Raw genomic sequence first — 20,858 nt, forward strand, 5'->3', positions numbered from 1 at the left:
ATGGACCGGCACACCGCCAGAGGGCGAGGGTGACCGATGACGTATCGGTGACCGTGCCCGCCCGGCCCGCCGGCGCCCAGGCGGCCACGGCGCGGTGGCGGCGGCGCGGGACGACACAGGGGCGGGGCGGCGTGGCGCGTTTTGCGGTGGGCGAGCGGGACTTCACGGTGGACGGGCGGCCGGTGCGGCTGCTGTCCGGTGCGCTGCACTACTTCCGGGTGCACGAGGCGCAGTGGGGCCACCGGCTGGCGATGCTCCGGGCGATGGGCCTGAACTGCGTGGAGACATATGTGCCGTGGAATCTGCACGAGCCGCGGCCCGGGGAGTTCCGGGACCCGGAGGCGCTGGGACGGTTCCTGGACGCGGTGCGGGCGGCGGGGCTGTGGGCGATCGTCCGCCCGGGGCCGTACATCTGCGCGGAGTGGGAGAACGGCGGGCTGCCGGAGTGGCTGACCGGGCCGCTGGGGCGGCGGGTGCGGACCCGGGACGCGGAGTATCTGCGGGCCGTGGACGCGTGGTTCGGGCGGCTGCTGCCGCAGGTCGTGGCGCGTCAGTGTGACAGCGGCGGGCCGGTGATCCTGGTGCAGGCGGAGAACGAGTACGGCTCGTACGGGAGCGATGCCGGCTATCTGGCGTGGCTCGTGGAGCGGCTGCGGGCGCTGGGGGTGCGGGTGTCGCTCTGCACGTCGGACGGGCCGGAGGACCACATGCTGAGCGGCGGTGCGGTGCCCGGCGTCCTGGCCACCGTCAACTTCGGCTCCGGGGCCCGGGAGGCGTTCGCGGCGCTGCGCCGCCATCGGGCGGACGGGCCGCTGATGTGTATGGAGTTCTGGTGCGGCTGGTTCACGCACTGGGGGCGCGGCGAGGAGCCGCGCGCCGCGGAGGACGCGGCGGCGGCGCTGCGGGAGATCCTGGAGTGCGGCGCCTCGGTCAATGTCTATATGGCGCACGGCGGGACGAGCTTCGGCGGCTGGGCGGGCGCGAACCGCGCGGGTGCGTTGCAGGACGGGGAGCTGCGGTCGACGGTCACCTCGTACGACTACCAGGCGCCGGTCGATGAACGCGGGCGGCCGACCGAGAAGTTCTGGCGGTTCCGGGAGGTGCTCGCCGAGTACGCGGACGGGCCGCTGCCCCCGGTGCCGGAGCCGCTGCCCGTACTGGCGGCGCCGGTGCGTGCGGTGGTCGGGGAGTGGGCGCCGGCCGTGGAGGTGCTGGCGGCGCTCGGTGGTGCGGAGGTCGAGGCGGCCGGTCCGGCGACGTTCGAGGAGCTGGGGGTGGACCGGGGGCTGGTCCGCTATCAGGTGACGGTTCCGGGGCCGCGGGGGCGGTACCCGCTGCGGGTGCGCGGGCTGCGGGACCGGGCGGTGGTGTGCGTCGACGGGGAGCTGCGGGCCGTGGTGGACGGCGAGGACGCGGTGCTGGGTGCGGTGGCGGGGCCGGCGTCGGTGGAGCTGTGGGTGGCGTCGCTGGGGCGGGTCAACTACGGGCCGCGGCTGGCCGAGTCCAAGGGGATCGTGGGCGGGCTGCTGCACGAGCGGCAGTATCTGCACGGGGTGCGGTCGCGGGGGCTGCGGCTGGACGCGCTGGAGGAGGCGGGGGCGGCGGACCGGGTGCCGTTCCGGGCCGTGGAGGGGGCCGGTGGCGGTGCGGGGCTGTACCGGGGAACGCTGACGGTGGCCGGGCGGCCCGGTGACGCGGATCTCGCGCTGCCGGGCTGGCGCCACGGGTTCGCCTGGATCAACGGGTTCTGCCTGGGCCGCTACCGGGCCGAGGGGCCGCAGCGCACGCTGTACGTGCCGGGTCCGGTGCTGCGCGAGGGCGACAACACGCTGCTGTTGTGGGAGTGGGAGGGCGCCCCGGCCCTGGTGGGAAGAGGGGCGGGGGCGCCCGGTCTGTATCCCTGCACGGCAGGGAGCTGACGGCGGCCGTGGGGGCGCGCCGGCCCCGCCCCCACGGCCCGGCTACACCTCGCGCACCTCGAACGTGTCCAGGACGCACTCCGCCGTCCCGTCGTCGCCCACCTTGCGCAGTCCCACCCATGCCGTGCCGCTGTCCGGGGCGGTGAACTCGTAGGTCCAGGTGGCCGGTTGGGTCGCCACCGGGAGCGGGCGGCGGCTCAGCTCGCGGGGCGCCGGTTCGTCGACGGCGGTGACCCAGGCGTACTGGCCGGCCTTCTCGTTCGCGTAGCGGAAGGTGACCCGGTAGCGGCGGCCGGGGACGAAGCGGACGGTGTGCGGGACGGTCCGGTAGACCAGCCCGGTGTTCTCGCCGCGTGACTTGAGCGAGGAGCCGCCGTCGATGACGTCGTCGATCGCCTTGCCGTTCCAGCCGCGCCGGGTGAACGGGGCGTGCCGCTGGGCGATATGGGTGCGCGGATCGGTGCTGCCGCCCGCGTCGCCCTTGACGAAGACGCCCCAGCCCTGGGGGACGTGCTCGAAGTCCTCGTAGGCCAGGGCACCCTTCTTGGTGGTGGGCCGGGCGGGCACGACGCGGACGTTGTCGAAACGGACCCGGGCCCGGCCGGCCGCCGCGGTCAGGGCGAGGGTGACCGGGCCGCCGCCCTCGGGGACGGTGAAGTGGGTGAACAGGCGCTGGAAGCGGGTGCCGGATTTGCGGTCCGCCGCCACGTAGTTGCCGGCGGTGGAGGTGTCCGTCCAGTTGGTGGCGGTGACACCGTCGGCGGTACGGACCTCCAGGCCGGCCCGGCGCCGCTCGCCCGCCTCGGCCCCGACCTCGATCTGGACGGAGGCGGCGTAGCTGCCGGGGGCGAGCCGGGCGAGCTTCTGGGCGACGGTGGCGGCGGCGCCCGCGCCGATGACCAGCTCGTAGTCGCCCGGCTTGCTGAGCTGTACGGAGGCCGGGCCGGTGGTCCGCCAGCCGTCCAGGGTGCCGGAGTGGAAGCCGGGGTCGGTGACGGGGGTGCCCTCGCCCCAGTGGGGGTCGCCCTGGGCGGGGGCCTTGGTGCGGTGGACGACATAGGCCACGCCGGGCCGGGCGGTGAGGGTGATCCTGCCGTCGCGGACGGGGATCCGGGTCTCCTCGGTGCGGCCCTGGTCGGTGAGCCGGTAGGCGTAGACGGCGCGAGTCGCCGACCAGCCCCGGGGAAGCGCCCAACTCGTGCTGCCGCCACGGGGGTTGTAGTGGTAGAGCTTGTCGGGGTCGGTGGCCCGGCGGGGTTCCCAGGGCAGCAGATAGGTGCCGCCGTCGTAGACGAGGCGGCCGTCGGTGGTGATCCGGCGGGTGCCTTCGGCATCGCTGACCGAGGTCCTGGTGGGGCCCTCGAAAGTGATCTCGTGCGCGCCCCAGGATGTGATCGGGTACGCCTGGAGGTATTTGGCGGGCAGCGCGTCGGTCCAGATGATCGTGTGGAACGCGTGCCAGTCGGTCTTGCCCACCCAGCCCTCGAAGTTGCCCATCCGGCCGCAGCCGAGCAACGTGGGCCACTTGTCGGCGAAGACGTCCTTCTGGTGGTGGTGCAGGAAGCGGATCAGCTGGGAGTTGATACCGCGTGAGGTGTCGGGGCCGTAGTCGGTCTCGTTCGCCCAGTGCGACCACAGGGCGGAGCGCTCCAGCCCGTGGCCCCATTCGGTGGTGATCTGCCAGCCCTGGTCGCGCAGATGGCGCTGGAGCCGGTCGGAGTTCCAGCCGGACTCGCGGAAGACGTCGAGGTAGAGGGTGTTCAGCGCGGGGTCGGTCTCCTCGCGCAGCTGGGCGAAGCGCCGGGCGATGTCGCCGGAGACCAGATCGCGGCGGGCGTCGATGCGGTACGACTGGTCGAGCCAGTCCCACTGCTTGTCGTTCTTGTCGACGAGCTGCTCGGAGAAGGCGTGCGCGACGGGGTAGGACTCGGTGGCGTTGACGTGCACCGCGAAGTCGCTGTTCCACTTCTTGCCGGCGCTGAGCAGGGCGTTGAGGTCGGCGAGGCCGCCGGCCCGCTCGTTGTAGTTGCCGCCGTAGTCGGGGTGGGCGGAGTCGTGGCCCTCCGACTGGTAGCCCTTGAGGAGGGTGAACTGCCGCAGCCCGTCGGTGGCCAGCGCGATGCGCTTGACGGTGTCGAGGGTGGCGAGAAAGGGGTTGGTGGCCTGGCTGGCGAAGTTGAAGGGGATGTGCGGGACGACCCGCAGATGCTGTTCTTCGGCGCCCAGCGGCCGCACCATGAGGTCGCGCAGCGCGATCGCGCCGTCCTGCCAGTCGGCGGTGCCGTCGCCGTTGCGGTCGCGGGTGACGATGACGGTCGCGTACGGCAGCGGGTCGGTGGCGAGGGGGGCACCGGACGGCTGGCCGGCCGCCCGGTGGGTCCACTGACCGCAGCCCAGCTGGGCCGTGACGAGGCCGTCGCCGTGTACGGTCTGCCGCCACAGCCGGCCGTTCTCCCAGGTGGTGGCGCCCGTGGGCCGGTCGTAGCAGGTGTTGGTGTCGAGGCCGGCGGCCAGTTGGCCGGTGGCGACGACGGCGTAGGCGCATCCGGTGGGGGTGGCCTCGGCGGGGGTGTCGTCGGTGACCCGTATCAGGGTGTCGCCGCTGGTGGCCTTGTCGAGGGCGATCCGGGCGGCGAGCAGGGTGGCGCCGGGCTGGTCGCTGCGGACGGCGAGCAGGGCGAGGCCGGGGATCTCCAGGGTGCCGATGCGCAGTGTCGGGGTGTCGGTGATGCCGGTGACCCGCCAGGTGGTCCGCCGGCCGTGGACGGCGATCTCGACGGTGATGCTGGTGCCGCCGTCGAAGCCGAGGGTGTAGGTGGCGCGGCCGGCGCGGGTGCGGTGGGTGACCCGGGGGGTGTGGGCGGTGCCGTCGATCAGGACCCGGGTGACCGGGGTGTGCCCGCCGTGCAGCACGGCGCCGGTGCCGCGGTCGGTGTAGGAGACGATGCGCGGGAAGGCGGTGTCGACGCGGACCTCCAGCGCGTCGGACCGCAGCACCGCCTCCGCCGCGCGGGGCGCGGCCGTGGCGGGCTGCGCGGCGAGCGGGAGGGCGCCGACGGCCCCGGCGAGCGCGGTGGCGGCGACGACCTTTCGGCGGCTGGGCCCGGCCGGGGCTGCGGTCTGTTCGTTCACGCGCGCGGTCCTCCTTCGTACCTGCACTGCCTCTCGGCGGACAGCGTGCTGCCGGTGCGGGCTGTGCGCCTATGGACAAAGGAGGGGCAGGTGTTGGACAGATGTGCGGCGGGCCGAGCGGTGGCGCCGCCCGCGGGGGGGCGGGTCAGGCCGTGGCCCCGCCGTCGAGGGGCAGGACGGCGGTGAGTTCCCAGCCGCCCTCCGGGGCCGGGCCCGCGGTGAGCCGGCCGCCCATCGCCTCGGCCCGTTCGGTGAGTCCAGCCAGGCCGAAGCCTCCGCCGCGGGCCTGTTCGGAGAGGCGGGCGGGGGCGCCGCCGTCGTTGGCGACGCGCAGCTCCACCCCGCGGGGGACGGACCGCAGACCGATACGCACCGCCGTGGCGTCCGCGGCATGCTTGCGGATGTTGGTGAGTGACTCGCGCACGATGCGGTGGACGGCCGCGGCCACCTCGGCCGGCAGCGCGTGCGCGGCGGCGGATTCCAGGGCGAGGACGACCGGCGGGCCGGTGCGGGCGAAGGTGTCGGTCATCGCCCGGACCTCGGCGAGCCCGGCGAGCGGATGGGCCCGCGTCCCGTCCTCACGCAGTACCCGCACCAGTCGCCGCATCGCGCCCAGCGCCTCGCTGCCGGCGGTCTCGATCCGTTCGAAGGTGGCGTCGGCCGGCGGGCCTTCGAGGCCGGTGCAGCGGGCGGCGCGGGCCTGGACGACGATGCCGGTGACGTGGTGGGCCACCAGGTCGTGCAGCTCCCGTGACAGTTCCAGACGCTCGGCGGCCCGGACCGCGGCGAGATCGCGCAGCCGCTGGGCGTCCTGCCGGCGCAGGGTCAGCGAGTAGGCGGCGACGACCACCGTGAGCACCGCCTGGACCACGGTGAACAGGCCCGGCCGGAGGTCGCGCAGCGGGGTGAGGACGCAGGCCAGGCCCAGCAGCGGGCCGAGGACGGCGGCGGTGCGGCCGGGCGCCCGGCGGACCACGGCGGCGAGCAGCAGGAGCAGGGCGAGGCCCTCGCCCAGGCCCCATACGTGCGGTGGGCGCGGTCCGGCGATCAGCAGCGCGGACCCGGTCAGCGAGACCACGGCCGCGGCGGCGGCCCGGGCGGTCAGCGGGATCCGGGCACTGGGCACCGTGCACAGGCAGACCGCGAGGGCGGTCGCGCCCATGACGGCGTGCGGCCGGGCGGGCTGGTGGGTCATCGCCACGGCCTCCAGCCCGGCGAGGAGCAGCAGAAGCACCGCCGGGCCGGCCGCGGCCGCGACGCGGTGCGGTGGCCGGCCCGTCGGCCGCCCGGGCAGGGGGTTCATCCGCGGGGCCCGTCCGGTGTTGCCGTGCGGTTCACCCCCACGCCGCAGTCGTGGGGGCATCGTCCGGTGTCTCAAGGGGGTCGTGATGACCGCCGAGCAGGACGTAGGCGAGGGCCGCGGCGGAGGCGGCGAGGAGCAGGGCGGCGAAGACGGTGGTGCGGCGGTCGCGGTCGGGCGCCGGGGGCCGGCGGCGGGGCTCGGGGGTCATGCCGTTCACGCTAGGGAGCGGGCGCGGGGCCGCCCAGAGGCCGTCCGGTCATCCGTGGCGGCACAGGGCCCGGCCGGGAACCCGTATTTGGTCCCGGGGCTGACGGACCAAGGGCCGTGGCGGGGCGGGACCAAGGACCGGGACCGAGGTCCGGGACTTCCGGCCCGGCGAAGGGCCCGGGGGCAGTTCCCCGGGCCCTCGGTGTGCGGGGAGCCGGTCAGCCCAGTTCGCCCGCGGCCTTCTTGATGTTGGCGGCGAAGGCGCTCACCTCGCTGTAGACACCGGGCTTGCCGGGTCGTGCGCAGCCCTCGCCCCAGGAGACGATGCCGACCTGGAGCCACTGGCCGGCGTCGTCCTTGCGGAACATCGGGCCACCGGAGTCGCCCTGGCAGGTGTCGACGCCGCCGGTGTCCACCTTGCCGGCGCAGATCTCGTCGCCGGGCGTCAGCTGGTCGCCGTACGCCTTCTGGCAGGCGGCGTCGTCGACGAACGGCACGGTCGCCTTGAGGAGGTAGCGCTGCTGGTCGCCGCCTTCCTTGTCGGCGCCCCAGCCGGCGATGGTGAAGTCGCCGCTGTTGAGCTTGTCGTCCTCGGCGATCTTCAGGGTGGGCTGGTCTATCGGCTTGGCGAGCTTGATCAGGGCCCAGTCCTTGCCCTTGCCGTTGTAGCCGGGGGCCTGGAGGACCTTGGTGGAGTTGACCTTGACGGCGGCGGAGTCCTCCAGGTCGACCACGCCGGCGGTGGCGGTGATGGAGGTGTTGTCGCCGCTGCCGTCGACGCAGTGCGCCGCGGTGAGCACGATGTCCTTGGCGTAGAGGGCGCCGCCGCAGCCCATCGACAGCCGGACCATGAAGGGGAATTCACCCTGGTCGGCCTTGGTGCCGCCGACGACCTTGGTGGACGGTTCGGAGGAGGGGGCGGCCGAGGCCGAGCCGGGCTGGAGGCTGAAGGCGGCCAGGGCGACCGCGCCGACGGCGAGGGTTCTCTTGAGGGGCTTCCGGTAGGTGCGCAACGGGCTTCCTTTCGTGGGGGGTTGCACGTCGATGACGAGCCCATGCCAACACCGGAGCCGGATGTGACCGCCGCACACAGCACATGACGGACGACAGCACACCGTGAGGCGTCCGGACCCAGTGGGGGATGAGTCCGTACAGCGCTCTGTGATTATGTGGAGTGGCCGATCAGAGTGACAAGGGTGCGCATCCGGCCAACTCCCGTACGCGCCACGCCCGTACACCTCATTCCGGACTTTCCCGGCCCCCCGTACAGTGGCCGGGTGACCACCGGCGGCAGAGCGATCGAGCACGGCTACCCCCACCTCGACACGGTGCGTTCAGCCCTCCACGCCCTGTTCAAACGCCTGTCGTACGACACGGTGCGCACCTTCGACACCAGCGTGCTGCCGGTCGATGTGGCCTTCGGCGAGGACGAGGATCTGCATCTGGGCGCGCAGCGGGTGGCCGGTGCCATGATCCGGCAACTGCATCTGCCGGACGCGCGGGCGGTGATCACCTTCCGCGAGATGGAGCATGCCGCGAATGTCGAACTGACCGCGGGTCCGGAGTACTTCATCGAGCTCAACGACCGCTTCCGCACGCACCGCAAGGACATCGGCGCCGCGCTGGCCCATGAGGTGACGCATGTCGCGCTGCACCGTCTGGATCTGGCGTTTCCCGGCACCCGTGACAACGAGATCCTCACCGACACCGCCGCCGCCTACCTCGGCGCGGGCTGGCTGCTGCTGGACGCCTACCGGGAGCACGGCCCGTTCTCGCAGAAGCTGGGCTATCTGACGCCGGAGGAGTTCGGCTATGTCCTCGCCAAGCGGGCCCGGTTCTTCGGGGAGGACCCGGCGCCGTGGTTCACCAGCCCGCAGGCGTACGACGCGTACACGGCGGGCGCCGCGCGGGCCCGCCAGGACCTGCGCCGGCCCCCGCTCGCCGGTGCGGGCTGGGCCGCCCGGCTGCGCTATGCCAAGGACCGCCGGGCGGCGCAGGATCCGCGGCGCACGGGCCGGCCGGCCGCCACGGCCGAGGGCTATGCCTTCGAGGGCCCGTCGCCACTGCGGGTGTCGTTCCCCTGCCCGGCCTGCCATCAGCGGATCCGGGTCCCGGTCCGCGGCCGGCTCCAGGCGCGCTGCGGGCTGTGCAAGACGCTGCTGGACTGTGACACCTGACGGGTCGCCGGCCGCTGCGCGGGGCGCTCGGCTCCCGGGCCGTTCCTAGACCCACCCCTCCAGGCCGGCCATGAAGCCGTCGAAGTCGTCCCGGTGGATGGTGTGGCCCGTGCGGGGCACCGTACGGACCTCGAAGCCCCGCTCGGTCAGCTCGGCCGCCGCCTGCGCGGAGAAGAGGAACCCCTCCCCCGCGAACTGCACCAGGGACGGGACGACCGGCTTCTCGGGCGTGTGGTCCTGGAGGTGGACGGCGGACAGCGCGAGGGCGGTCCCGGTGTCCCAGTCCGCGACGGTGGCCAGTTCGAGGTCGACATCGGCCTCGGACCAGCGCGGGTTGAAGGTCCGCACCATCTCCCGGCCGGCCCGCTTGAACGCGACGAACAGGGCCGGGTCGACGGGCTGTCCGACCCTGGCGAGCGACCAGGCCGGATCGCAGTACACCGCCCGCCGCGGCTGGAGCCGCTCCACCGCCCGGGACAGCGCCAGCCCGCCCAGGGAGTGGCCGATGGCGACCTCGGGTGCGGTGGGCAGGGTCTCCACGAGGTCCTCGGCGAACAGCTCGGTGTCGTACGGGCCGCGCGGGCTGCGGCCGTGGCCGCGCAGATCGACGGCGAGCACCCGGTAGCCGCGGTCGGCGAGCGCCGGACCGACGCGGTGCCAGGTGCGGTGATCGGACATCAGGCCGTGGACCAGCACCGCGACGCGTTCGCCGGTGCCCCATTCGTGGGTGTGCAGCTGCATGCCCTGCCTCTCCTCGATTCCCGCGCGCTCCGGCTCCCGGGGGTCCGGTCCCGTTCGCCGGTCCGGTGGCGCACCGGCCCGACGTTACACGGACGATCTGCTGCCGGCGCGGCTGCTGCGCCCCCGGCTGACCAGCGTCCGCGCCGAGATCACACGCCCGGAGCAGATCGCCGGCCTGGTCGCCGACCTGCTCCGACGCCGTCCGGGGCGCTCACAGCCAGTCCGTCTCCGGGGTGGCCGCGGCCAGGATGGCGCGGGTGCCGGTGCGGAGCGGGACGCCGTGCGGGACGCACACCGTGTCGACCGCGTCGAGGGCGGCGAGCCGCCGGAAGGAGGCGATGGCTTCCTCACGGGCGACGTTGATGGGGCCGAGGACCACGCGGGTGCCGTCGGGGCTGGTGCCCATGATGTCGCCGGGGAAGAGCAGCCGGCTCTCGGGGAGGTGCAGTGCGATCCCGCCGGGGGTGTGGCCGGGGACGTGCAGCACCCGCACCGGCTCCGCCCAGCCGTCGAGGGTGTCTCCGTCGTGGAGTGCGACATCGACCTCGACGGGGCGCAGCGGCGGCATCCCGGCGGTCGCGAAATCGGCCATGATCCCTTCATGCAGCGACCGTTCCGCAGGGCTGAGCGCCGGCACGGGTTCGGGGACACTGCCGCGGATGTACGGGGCCTCCAGGGCGCCGGCCAGGACCCGGGCGCCGGTGGCGGCGACCAGGTCGGCGGCGGAGCCCATGTGGTCCACGTGATAGTGGGTGAGCACGATCTGCCGCAGCTGGTCCGGCCGGCCGCCGAGCCGGGCCAGCGCATCGAGGACGGCGGGGGCCGAGCCGGGGATGCCGGTGTCGACCACGGCGTATCCGTCGTCGGGGAGGGCGGCGAGGTACACATGCCCTACGGGGAAGGCGAGTTGCCAGACGGTGGGGGTGATCTCGGTAAGTGTGTCCATGGCCGGGACGCTAACCGGACCGCGCCGCTGACCACCGGCCGTTGCGCCGTGGGCGGATTGAGCGCAGAGCGGACGCCCCGGCCCAGCGCGGCCGAACGCGGCCGGAACCTGTCTTGCCTTCGGTGCGTCTCATCGCCGAACACCAAGGAGGCAAGTCATGCGAGGATCCCACCTCTCCCGCACCCGTTCCCTCACCACCGTGCTCGCGCTGGCGGTGGCCGGCACCGCCGTACTGTCCGGCTGCGGCCAGAAGCAGCAGACCGTGGGCAGCGCGCCGCCGCCGAAGAAGCCGGACGCCTTCGAGCAGCGGGCGGACCAGATCGTGCGGCACTGGCCGAAGGTCTCCCCGGTCACCGGGCGGCAGCAGGCGCTGCTGCCGCTGGCCGGCGCGGACCGCCCCAAGGACACCGGGGCACGGGAGATCACCGTGACCGTCGGGCACAGCGCCTGCGATGTGGACTTCGGCGCCCGCGGCCATGAGTCGAAGGACCTGGTGGTGATCACCGGCTGGGGCAAGCGGAAGAGCTCCAAGGGGATGTGCACCGAGCAGCTGGCCACCGACAAGGTGAAGGTGCAGCTCAAGAGCGCGCTGGGCGACCGCAAGGTCGTGGACGCGGCCACCGGCAAGGAGCTCTTCAAGAGCTGACCGCCGGTCCGACGCGGCGGTGGACCGGCTCCGCGGCTCCGGCCCGGAGGGCACTCCACGCCCTAGGCTCACCCGCATGAGTCCTTCCACCGCCACCAACACCCGTGTCGAACTGCCCGAGCTGCTGGAGTTCGTCCGCTCCCGCCATCGCGCGATCCTGCTCACCCGCCGCTCCGACGGCACCCCGCAGGGCTCGCCGCTGACGTGCGGGGTGGACGACTCCGGGCGGCTGGTGATGGCGACGTATCCGGAGCGCGCCAAGGTCCGCAACGCCCGCCGGGTCTCGTCGGTCAGCGTCATCGTGCTGTCCGACGAGTGGAACGGCCCGTGGGTGCAGATCGACGGCGAGGCCGAGGTCATCGACACCCCGGACGCCATCGAGCCGCTGGTCGAGTACTACCGCAACATCGCCGGTGAGCACCCGGACTGGGACCAGTACCGGGAGGCCATGCGCAAGCAGGGCAAGTCACTGATCCGGGTGACACCGCTGCGCTGGGGCCCGGTCGCCACCGGCGGTTTCCCGGCCCGTCTCACGGAGGGCGGCGGCTCCTAGGGGGTGTCCGCAGCACCTCTTGAACCGGCCGGACCGGGCGTCAACGGGTGGTGCGGGTACCGCCGTTGACGTTCAGGACCTGGCCGGTGATGTGCCGGGCCGCCGGGGACGCCAGGAAGGCCACCGTCCCGGCGATGTCTTCCGGGGATCCGGCGCGGCGCACCGCCGCGGCGGCCACCAGCCGGTCGCGGCGCTCGTCGGTGAGCTTGTCGCGGAAGAAATCGGTGTCGGCGATATAGCCCGGCGCGACGACATTGGCGGTGATGTCGCGGGGGCCGAGGTTCCGGGACAGTTCGACGTTCCAGGAGGCGAGGCCGGCCTTGGCCGCCCCGTAGGCGCCGCCGCCCTGGTCGGCGGCGATCGACCCTAGCTGGACGACCGCGCCGCCGGCCGCCAGCCTGCCGTCCAGCGCCCTGGTGGTCAGGGCGGCGCTGACCAGGTTCGCGTCGAGGTTGGCGCGGAAGTCCCGGGCGTAGGAGGCCAGATCGGTGGCCTCCTCGGCATCGAGGTCGGTGTTGGCGCCGGCGTTGTTGACCAGCACGTCGATCCGTTCGGGGAGCCGAGCGAGCAGTTCGGTGAGCGACCGCGGGTCGGTGTGGTCGCACACCAGCGGCCGGACGGTCGCCCGGCCGGCCGCGGTCTCTTCCAGGGGCGCGAGGCGCCGGCCGGTGACGACGACCTCGTCGCCGTGCTCCGCGAAGTGGTGGGCGACGGCGCGTCCGATGCCGGTTCCGCCGCCGGTGACCAGGATGGTGCGTGACATATGCTGAGCTCCGTCCATCACGTTCAGACCTAAATTTAGACCTGAACATAACATCGACGGGAGGCCCCGTGGCAAGAGAACCCGAGGCGCAGGACGGCCGCGACCGGGCGGGGGCACGCGCCTCGGCGTACCCCGTGGAGGAGATCGCGGCCGCCTGGGAGCGCGAGCGGCCCGGCACACCGGTCTCCTCGATCGGGATCGTGACACCGATCTGGCAGCTGGCGAAGCTGCTGGGCGACGACCGGCGCCGGGTACTGACCCGCGCCGGGGTGGACCCGGCCACCCTCGATCTGCTCAGCGTGCTGCGCCGCGGCGGCGCGCCCTACACCCTGACGACCCGTGAGCTCGGCCGCCGCTCCATGGTCACCGCGGGGGCGGTCTCCCAGCGGGTGGCCCGTGCCGAGCGCGAGGGGCTGGTGACCCGCCGGCCCGGCGAGGGCCGACCGCGCACGGTCCTGGTCGAGCTGACCCCGGCCGGCCATGAACTCGTCGAGGCCACCGTCGACCAAGTGCTCTACCGCGAGGCGGAGTTGATCGACGGCCTGACCCCCGGCCAGCAGACACAGCTCGCCGGTCTGCTGCGGACCCTACTGCAGGACACCCAGCGCAAGCTCGGCGACGACCGGATCAGCCAGGTCGGTGACGTCTGAGAAGCGCCCAGACTGTCAGCCGCGGGGCGGCTGGAGCGTGAGGGACGGAAAAAGCGCCTCGTCGGGGAGGCCGAGCTGTGCGCGGAAGGCCGCCCGGCCCGCCGCGGTGACGGTGAGGATGCGGGTGGCGACGGCCTTGACGACCCAGGCGCGTTCCAGGGCGTGCCGGTAGAGGGCGGCGCCGACCGCGCCGGAGAGATGCTGCCGGCGCACCGTCCAGTCGAGGCAGGTGCGGACATGGGCCCGGTGGGCGTCCCGCGGCGCGGTGTCGGGGAGACCGAGCGCGGTGAGCCAGTCGGCGCCGGCGGCGGTCAGCACCAGGCCGTAGTCCCGGGCCAGCAGGCCGCGTTCGGTCATCGCGTCGGCGATGGCGACGCCGAGGGCGCCGGCGATGTGGTCGTAGCAGGTCCGGGCGTGGTGCAGGGCGCGGCGGTGGTTGGCCTCGGCCAGCGAGCGGACCGGGACGCGGCGGTAGGGGGCGAGGCCGGCGAGGTTCTCCAGGGTCTCCGCGGTCTCCGGCCCGGCCAGCCGGACGTAGCGCCGCCGCCCCTGGCGTTCCTCGGCAAGGAGGCCGCCGGCGACCAGGAGGTTGAGGTGCTCGGTGGTGGTGGACGGCGCCACCGCGGCGTACTCGGCCAGTTCGCCGGCGGTCCAGGCGCCGCCGTCGAGCAGGGCCATACAGATCGCGGCACGGGTGCGGTCCGCGAGCAGCGCCGCGAGGGCGGCCAGGTCGGGGGTTTCCGCGACGCTTTCCTGATCGGCGTCCCATCGGTTCATCTACACAGAGTAACCTCTCATAACATTTCGGTGAGCACCGAATCGTCCGGCTTCTATCCTCGGCAGCATGAAAGGCGCGCTGGAGAAAAGCAGTTCGGTCGCCCCGGCGCTGCTGTCCACGGAGAACGACGACGGAACCTTCGTCCTGATCGAGCTGCGCATCCGGTGGGAGCTCGGACCGGTCGTCAGCGTCTGGCTGCCGGCCCGCGGCCGGACCGCGCGCAATCTCGCGGTACGCCCGGACGTGGTCTTCAATCTGCCGCCGGACGGGACGGGGGCCGAGGAGGGGGCGAGCGCCATGCCGTCCACGGACGCGCCGTGGACGGAGCCGTCCGAGCTGGTGCGGCCGCCCCGGCTGGTGCACTGTCCGGTGCAGTTGGAGGCGCGCCGGGTCGGCGAGCGGACGGTCACCGACGGGGCGTGGACACAGATCGAGGCGCAGGTGCTGCGGGTGCATGCCGATCCGCGGTGGGTGCTGCCGCTGGGCGACCGGCGGATCGACCTGGGGGGCTGGCATCCGCCGGTGCATGACTTCCGGCCGCCGGCCACTCCCCCGCCGCAGGCCGTACCGGCCTCCGCACAGGAGATGGCACGGCAGTTGGGGCGGCGTTTCCCAGCCGCCCGAGGTGGCGCGTAGGGCGCCGGCACACCGGGCCCGGGGCCGCCAAAAATGCCGCGGCGCCTGCCCTCCGGTCGGGGGAGGAGGCAGGCGCCGCGATTGTTCCGCACGACGTTGTACGGGACATCGGGGGACGGTCGGTCACACGGTGAGTGCCCGGTCCGTCGGCTTGATGGGAGCCGGCAGCGCGCTGACTCCGGTCAGGAAGCGATCCACGCCCTTGGCCGCGGAACGGCCCTCGGCGATGGCCCACACGATCAGGGACTGGCCACGGCCCGCGTCACCGGCGACGAACACACCGGGGACGTTGGTGGCGAAGTCACCGTCACGGGCGACGTTGCCGCGCGGGTCGAGCTCCAGGCCGAACTGCTCGACCAGGCCGTTCTCCTGGTCGGTGCCGGTGAAGCCCATGGCGAGGGTGACCAGCTGGGCCGGGATCTTCCGCTCGGTGCCGGGCTTCGGCTCCGGCCGGCCGTCCTTGAACTCCACCTCGGTCAGGTGCAGCCACTGGACGTTGCCGTCCTCGTCGCCCTCGAAGTGGGTGGTGGAGACGGAGTAGACCCGCTCGCCGCCCTCCTCGTGCGCGGAGGTGACCTTGTAGAGCATCGGGAAGGTCGGCCAGGGCTGGTTGGCGTTCCGCTCCTCGCCCGGCTTGCCCATGATCTCCAGCTGGGTGACGGAGGCCGCGCCCTGGCGGTGGGCGGTGCCGACGCAGTCCGCGCCGGTGTCGCCGCCGCCGATGACGACGACGTGCTTGCCCTCGGCGCTGATCGGGGCGACGGTCAGATCGCCCTCCTGCACCTTGTTGGCGAGCGGCAGGTACTCCATCGCGAAGTGGATGCCGTTCAGCTCACGGCCGGGCACCGGCAGGTCACGGGAGGTGGTGGAACCGGCGGCGATGACGACGGCGTCGTAGCGCTTGCGCAGCTTCTTCGCGTCGAGGTCGCGGCCGATCTCCACCTCGGTACGGAACTTGGTGCCCTCCGCGCGCATCTGCTCGATGCGGCGGTTGATGTGGCGCTTCTCCATCTTGAACTCGGGGATGCCGTAGCGGAGAAGGCCGCCGATACGGTCCGCGCGCTCGTAGACGGCGACGGTGTGGCCGGCCCGGGTCAGCTGCTGGGCGGCGGCCAGACCGGCCGGTCCGGAGCCGATGACGGCGACGGTCTTGCCGGAGAGGCGCTCGGGCGGCTGCGGGGTGACGTCGCCGTTGTCCCACGCCTTGTCGATGATGGAGACCTCGACGTTCTTGATGGTCACCGGCGGCTGGTTGATGCCCAGCACACAGGCGGCCTCACAGGGCGCGGGGCACAGACGGCCGGTGAACTCCGGGAAGTTGTTGGTCGCGTGCAGCCGCTCGCTGGCCTCGGTCCAGTCCTCGCGGTAGGCGTAGTCGTTCCACTCGGGGATGAGGTTTCCGAGCGGGCAGCCGTTGTGGCAGAACGGGATACCGCAGTCCATGCAGCGCGACGCCTGCTTGCTGATGATCGGCAGCAGGGAGCCGGGTTGGTAGACCTCGTTCCAGTCCTTGACGCGCTCCTCGACGGGGCGGGTCTTGGCGACCTCGCGCTCGTGGTTCAGGAAGCCCTTGGGGTCAGCCATTGGTCGCCGCCTCCATCATCTTCTCGTGGGTCTCGGACTCGGAGAGTCCGGCCTGCTCAGCGGCGTCCTTGGCGACGAGCACTGCCTGGTAGGTGGGCGGGATGACCTTGCTGAAGCGCGCGGCCGCGGCATCCCAGTCGGCGAGGAGCTTGGCGGCGACGGTCGAGCCGGTCTCCTCCTGGTGGCGCTGCACGACGTCGTGCAGCCACTGCTTGTCGGCGTCGTCCAGCGTGTGGACGGCGTCGACGAGCTCCTTGTTGACGTTGGCCTTGTCGAGGTCGATGACGTAGGCGAAGCCGCCGGACATACCGGCCGCGAAGTTGCGGCCCGTCTCGCCCAGCACGACCGCGTTGCCGCCGGTCATGTACTCGCAGCCGTGGTCGCCGACGCCCTCGGAGACCACCGTGGCACCGGAGTTGCGGACGCAGAAGCGCTCGCCGACCCGGCCGCGCAGGTACAGCTCGCCGCCGGTGGCGCCGTAGGCGAGGGTGTTGCCGGCGATGGTGGAGTACTCCGCCAGGTGGTCGGCGCCGCGGTCCGGGCGGACCACGACCCGGCCGCCGGACAGGCCCTTGCCGACGTAGTCGTTGGCGTCGCCCTCCAGGCGCAGCGTGATGCCGCGCGGCAGGAACGCGCCGAAGGACTGGCCGGCCGAGCCGGTGAAGGTGATGTCGATGGTGTCGTCGGGCAGGCCCGCGCCACCGAACTTCTTGGTGACCTCGTGGCCGAGCATGGTGCCGACGGTCCGGTTGATGTTCCGGATCGCGATCTGTGCCCGGACCGGCTGGGCCTCCTCGGCGGTGTCCGCGGCCAGGGCGTCGGCGGCGAGCTTGATCAGCTCGTTGTCGAGCGCCTTCTCCAGGCCGTGGTCCTGCTCGATGACCTGGTGGCGCACCGCGCCCTCGGCCAGCTCGGGGACGTGCAGCAGCGGGGCCAGGTCCAGGCCCTGCGCCTTCCAGTGGTTCACGGCGCGGGAGGTGTTCAGCAGCTCGGCGTGGCCGATGGCCTCGTCGAGGGTGCGGAAGCCCAGCTCGGCCAGCAGCTCACGGACTTCTTCGGCGATGAACTGGAAGAAGTTGACGATGTACTCGGCCTTGCCGCTGAACCGCTCGCGCAGCGTCGGGTTCTGGGTGGCGATGCCGACCGGGCAGGTGTCCAGGTGGCACACGCGCATCATGACGCAGCCGGAGACGACCAGCGGCGCGGTCGCGAAGCCGAACTCCTCGGCGCCCAGCAGCGCGGCGATGACGACATCGCGGCCGGTCTTGAGCTGGCCGTCGGTCTGCACCACGATCCGGTCGCGCAGGCCGTTGAGCAGCAGCGTCTGCTGGGTCTCGGCCAGGCCCAGCTCCCAGGGACCACCCGCGTGCTTGAGGGAGGTCAGCGGGGAGGCACCCGTACCGCCGTCGTGGCCGGAGATCAGGACCACGTCCGCGTGCGCCTTGGAGACACCCGCGGCGACCGTGCCGACGCCGACCTCGGAGACCAGCTTCACGTGGATGCGGGCCTGCGGGTTGGCGTTCTTGAGGTCGTGGATCAGCTGAGCCAGGTCCTCGATGGAGTAGATGTCGTGGTGCGGCGGCGGGGAGATCAGGCCGACGCCCGGGGTGGAGTGCCGGGTCTTGGCGACCCACGGGTAGACCTTGTGGCCGGGCAGCTGGCCGCCCTCGCCGGGCTTGGCGCCCTGGGCCATCTTGATCTGGATGTCGTCGGAGTTGACGAGGTACTCGGACGTCACACCGAAGCGGCCGGAGGCGACCTGCTTGATGGACGAGCGCCGCGCCGGGTCGTAGAGCCGCTCGGGGTCCTCGCCGCCCTCACCGGTGTTGGACTTGCCGCCCAGCTGGTTCATGGCGATGGCCAGCGTCTCGTGCGCCTCCTGGGAGATGGAGCCGTACGACATGGCGCCGGTGGAGAAGCGCTTGACGATCTCGGACGCCGGCTCGACCTCCTCGATCGGGATCGAGGGGCGCTCGGAGGCGAAGGAGAACAGGCCGCGCAGCGTCATCAGCCGCTCGGACTGCTCGTTCACCCGCTCGGTGTACTGCTTGAAGATGTCGTAGCGGCGCGAGCGGGTGGAGTGCTGGAGCCGGAAGACGGTGTCCGGGTCGAAGAGGTGCGGCTCGCCCTCGCGGCGCCACTGGTACTCGCCGCCGATCTCCAGCGCGCGGTGCGTGGCGGCGATGCCGGAGGCCGGGTAGGCCTTGGCGTGCCGGGCTGCGACCTCCTTGGCGATGACGTCCAGGCCGGCGCCGCCGATCTTGGTGGCGGTGCCGTGGAAGTACTTCTCGACGAACTCCTCGTCCAGGCCGACGGCCTCGAAGACCTGCGCGCCCCGGTAGGAGGCGACGGTCGAGATGCCCATCTTGGACATGACCTTCAGGACGCCCTTGCCGAGCGCCTTGATCAGGTTCTTGATGGCGGTCTCGGCCTCGACACCCGGCAGGAAGGTGCCGGCCCGGACCAGGTCCTCGACCGACTCCATGGCCAGGTACGGGTTGACGGCCGCGGCACCGAAGCCGATGAGCAGCGCGACATGGTGCACCTCGCGCACATCGCCGGCCTCGACGAGCAGACCGACCTGGGTGCGCTCCTTGGTGCCGATGAGGTGATGGTGGACCGCGGCGGTGAGCAGCAGCGACGGGATCGGCGCGTGCTCGGCGTCGGAGTGCCGGTCGGAGAGCACGATCAGCCGGGCGCCGTCGTCGATGGCGGCGTCGGCCTCGGCGCAGATCTCCTCGATCCGGGCGGCCAGCGACTCGCCGCCGCCGGAGACCCGGTAGAGGCCGGAGAGGGTCACGGCCTTCATGCCGGGCATGTCGCCGTCGGCGTTGATGTGCACGAGCTTGGCCAGCTCGTCGTTGTCGATGACCGGGAAGGGCAGGGTCACGCTGCGGCAGGAGGCCGCGGTCGGCTCCAGGAGGTTGCCCTGGGGGCCGAGCGAGGAGATCAGCGAGGTGACGAGCTCCTCGCGGATGGCATCCAGCGGCGGGTTGGTGACCTGCGCGAAGAGCTGGGTGAAGTAGTCGAAGAGCAGCCGGGGGCGCTCGGAGAGCGCGGCGATCGGCGAGTCGGTGCCCATCGAGCCGATCGGCTCGGCACCGGCCTTGGCCATCGGGGCGAGGATGACGCGCAGCTCTTCCTCGGTGTAGCCGAAGGTCTGCTGGCGGCGGGTGACCGAGGCGTGGGTGTGCACGATGTGCTCACGCTCGGGCAGGTCCGCGAGCTCGATCAGACCGGACTCCAGCCACTCCTGGTAGGGCTGCTCGGCGGCGAGCTGCGCCTTGATCTCGTCGTCCTCGATGATGCGGCCCTCGACGGTGTCCACGAGGAACATCCGGCCGGGCTGGAGGCGGCCCTTGCGGACGACCTTCGCGGGGTCGATGTCCAGGACGCCGACCTCGGAGGAGAGCACGACCAGGCCGTCGTCGGTGACCCAGTAGCGGCCGGGGCGCAGACCGTTGCGGTCGAGGACCGCGCCGACCTGGGTGCCGTCGGTGAAGGTGACACAGGCCGGGCCGTCCCAGGGCTCCATCATCGTGGAGTGGTACTGGTAGAAGGCGCGCCGGGCCGGGTCCATGGAGGGGGAGTTCTCCCACGCCTCGGGGACCATCATCAGCACGGAGTGCGGCAGCGACCGGCCGCCGAGGTGGAGCAGCTCCAGGACCTCGTCGAAGGAGGCGGAGTCGGAGGCGTCCGGGGTGCAGACCGGGAAGAGCCGCGAGAGGTTCTCGGCGTCCTCGCCGTTCTCCGCGCCGAAGAGCTTGGTGGCGAGCTGCGACTCACGGGCGCGCATCCAGTTGCGGTTGCCCTTGACCGTGTTGATCTCGCCGTTGTGCGCGACGAAGCGGTACGGGTGGGCCAGCGGCCAGCTCGGGAAGGTGTTGGTGGAGAACCGCGAGTGGACCAGCGCGATGGCGGTGGCGAAGCGGCGGTCGGACAGGTCCGGGAAGAAGGGCTCCAGCTGGCCGGTGGTCAGCATGCCCTTGTAGACGATCGTCCGGGCGGACAGCGAGGGGAAGTAGACCCCGGCCTCCCGCTCGGCGCGCTTGCGCAGCGCGAAGGCCTTGCGGTCCAGCGCCAGGCCGGTGTTCACCCCGTCGCTCACGAAGATCTGGGAGAAGGCCGGCATGGTGGCGCGGGCGCCGTTGCCGAGCAGTTGCGGGGCGACCGGGACCACGCGCCAGCCGATGACGTCCAGGCCTTCTTCGCCGGCGATCGTCTCGATGCGTGAGACGGCCTCGGCCGCTTCCTGGGCATCGGAGGGGAGGAAGGCGATGCCGACGGCGTAGGCGCCGGCCTCGGGGAGCTCGAAGGTGACGTTCTCGCGAAGGAACGCGTCCGGCACCTGGAGCAGGATGCCGGCGCCGTCGCCCGAGTCGGGCTCGGAGCCGGTGGCACCGCGGTGCTCCAGATTCGTCAGGACGGTGAGCGCCTGCTCGACCAGTGCGTGGCTGGCCTCGCCGGTGAGGGTGGCCACAAAGCCGACGCCACAGGCGTCGTGCTCATTGCGGGGGTCGTACATCCCCTGCTGGGCGGGGCGGCCGTCCATGGGCGACCAGGCTGCGGCGTCGCTGCTGCTGGTGGTCGCGGAGTGCGTGGACGCGAAACGCATCGGCTCTCCCAACGTCGTCGTGGCATAGGCATTGCCGAGGGACGACGTTGGCCCTCCGCGAAATTTCGTGCAGGTTACAGGATGACTCCCTTCTCAAAAAGCGAAAAGGGGCTTCCAACATGCGGACACCGCACCTGCGGTGAGTCAGTACGCGGACGGAAACGAGGCCGTCCCACAAGGCGGCGTTCGGCGAGCGACATTGCCCGCG

The 20,858-nt window shown here is 72.5% G+C and carries 16 protein-coding genes; 6 read left to right on the forward strand and 10 right to left on the reverse strand.

Features of this window, described 5'->3' with window-relative positions:
- Window positions 1-131 precede the first annotated feature (131 nt).
- Complete coding sequence (locus CP981_RS09950) at window positions 132-1,919, forward strand: beta-galactosidase (RefSeq protein WP_085924911.1); 1,788 nt, start codon at window positions 132-134, stop codon at window positions 1,917-1,919.
- A gap of 42 nt (window positions 1,920-1,961) precedes the next feature.
- On the opposite strand, the gene CP981_RS09955 is transcribed toward CP981_RS09950, so the two are convergent.
- From CP981_RS09955 to CP981_RS09965, 4 genes are all read right to left on the reverse strand, one after another.
- Window positions 1,962-5,051: an endo-alpha-N-acetylgalactosaminidase family protein gene (locus tag CP981_RS09955; RefSeq protein ID WP_085924833.1), complete on the reverse strand. Its 3,090-nt coding sequence runs from the start codon at window positions 5,049-5,051 to the stop codon at window positions 1,962-1,964.
- Between the two features lie 145 nt (window positions 5,052-5,196).
- On the reverse strand, window positions 5,197-6,354 hold the full coding sequence (locus CP981_RS09960) for a sensor histidine kinase (protein ID WP_085924834.1): 1,158 nt from the start codon (window positions 6,352-6,354) through the stop codon (window positions 5,197-5,199).
- 31 nt (window positions 6,355-6,385) lie between these two features.
- Window positions 6,386-6,562: a hypothetical protein gene (locus CP981_RS37620; protein ID WP_158092650.1), complete on the reverse strand. Its 177-nt coding sequence runs from the start codon at window positions 6,560-6,562 to the stop codon at window positions 6,386-6,388.
- A gap of 217 nt (window positions 6,563-6,779) precedes the next feature.
- Window positions 6,780-7,574 carry a S1 family peptidase gene (locus tag CP981_RS09965; RefSeq protein ID WP_085924835.1) on the reverse strand — a complete coding sequence of 265 codons (795 nt, stop codon included), beginning with the start codon at window positions 7,572-7,574 and terminating at the stop codon, window positions 6,780-6,782.
- 264 nt (window positions 7,575-7,838) lie between these two features.
- On the opposite strand from CP981_RS09965, the gene CP981_RS09970 reads away from it, so the two are divergent.
- A complete protein-coding gene (locus tag CP981_RS09970; protein WP_085924836.1) occupies window positions 7,839-8,738 on the forward strand; it encodes a hypothetical protein in 900 nt (299 codons plus the stop codon).
- Window positions 8,739-8,783: 45 nt separating this feature from the next.
- Here the strand turns inward: CP981_RS09970 and CP981_RS09975 are convergent, their stop codons facing one another.
- Both CP981_RS09975 and CP981_RS09985 read right to left on the reverse strand, forming a co-directional pair.
- Complete coding sequence (locus tag CP981_RS09975; RefSeq protein WP_085924837.1) at window positions 8,784-9,479, reverse strand: alpha/beta fold hydrolase; 696 nt, start codon at window positions 9,477-9,479, stop codon at window positions 8,784-8,786.
- A gap of 211 nt (window positions 9,480-9,690) precedes the next feature.
- Window positions 9,691-10,425 (reverse strand): MBL fold metallo-hydrolase, encoded by a 735-nt coding sequence (locus CP981_RS09985; RefSeq protein WP_085924838.1) that lies wholly within the window; start codon window positions 10,423-10,425, stop codon window positions 9,691-9,693.
- Between the two features lie 157 nt (window positions 10,426-10,582).
- Here CP981_RS09985 and CP981_RS09990 point away from each other — a divergent pair, with 157 nt between their 5' ends.
- Window positions 10,583-11,071 carry a hypothetical protein gene (locus CP981_RS09990; RefSeq protein WP_085924839.1) on the forward strand — a complete coding sequence of 163 codons (489 nt, stop codon included), beginning with the start codon at window positions 10,583-10,585 and terminating at the stop codon, window positions 11,069-11,071.
- A gap of 76 nt (window positions 11,072-11,147) precedes the next feature.
- Window positions 11,148-11,624 (forward strand): PPOX class F420-dependent oxidoreductase, encoded by a 477-nt coding sequence (locus CP981_RS09995; RefSeq protein ID WP_085924840.1) that lies wholly within the window; start codon window positions 11,148-11,150, stop codon window positions 11,622-11,624.
- A 40-nt stretch (window positions 11,625-11,664) separates the two neighbouring features.
- On the opposite strand, the gene CP981_RS10000 is transcribed toward CP981_RS09995, so the two are convergent.
- Window positions 11,665-12,387 carry an SDR family NAD(P)-dependent oxidoreductase gene (locus CP981_RS10000; RefSeq protein WP_085924841.1) on the reverse strand — a complete coding sequence of 241 codons (723 nt, stop codon included), beginning with the start codon at window positions 12,385-12,387 and terminating at the stop codon, window positions 11,665-11,667.
- A gap of 68 nt (window positions 12,388-12,455) precedes the next feature.
- On the opposite strand from CP981_RS10000, the gene CP981_RS10005 reads away from it, so the two are divergent.
- Window positions 12,456-13,037 (forward strand): MarR family winged helix-turn-helix transcriptional regulator, encoded by a 582-nt coding sequence (locus tag CP981_RS10005; protein WP_085924842.1) that lies wholly within the window; start codon window positions 12,456-12,458, stop codon window positions 13,035-13,037.
- Between the two features lie 15 nt (window positions 13,038-13,052).
- On the opposite strand, the gene CP981_RS10010 is transcribed toward CP981_RS10005, so the two are convergent.
- Complete coding sequence (locus CP981_RS10010) at window positions 13,053-13,814, reverse strand: ArsR/SmtB family transcription factor (RefSeq protein ID WP_085924843.1); 762 nt, start codon at window positions 13,812-13,814, stop codon at window positions 13,053-13,055.
- Between the two features lie 67 nt (window positions 13,815-13,881).
- On the opposite strand from CP981_RS10010, the gene CP981_RS10015 reads away from it, so the two are divergent.
- On the forward strand, window positions 13,882-14,451 hold the full coding sequence (locus CP981_RS10015; protein WP_085924844.1) for a hypothetical protein: 570 nt from the start codon (window positions 13,882-13,884) through the stop codon (window positions 14,449-14,451).
- Window positions 14,452-14,574: 123 nt separating this feature from the next.
- On the opposite strand, the gene CP981_RS10020 is transcribed toward CP981_RS10015, so the two are convergent.
- Together CP981_RS10020 and gltB are read right to left on the reverse strand one after the other, a co-directional pair.
- Window positions 14,575-16,035: a glutamate synthase subunit beta gene (locus CP981_RS10020; RefSeq protein ID WP_085924845.1), complete on the reverse strand. Its 1,461-nt coding sequence runs from the start codon at window positions 16,033-16,035 to the stop codon at window positions 14,575-14,577.
- Window positions 16,028-20,650, reverse strand: coding sequence for a glutamate synthase large subunit (gltB, locus tag CP981_RS10025; protein WP_085924846.1), 4,623 nt, complete (start codon window positions 20,648-20,650; stop codon window positions 16,028-16,030). Before gltB ends, CP981_RS10020 begins: the two co-directional genes overlap by 8 nt.
- Window positions 20,651-20,858 lie beyond the last annotated feature (208 nt).

The organism is Streptomyces platensis (genome assembly GCF_008704855.1).
Classification (GTDB): domain Bacteria; phylum Actinomycetota; class Actinomycetes; order Streptomycetales; family Streptomycetaceae; genus Streptomyces; species Streptomyces platensis.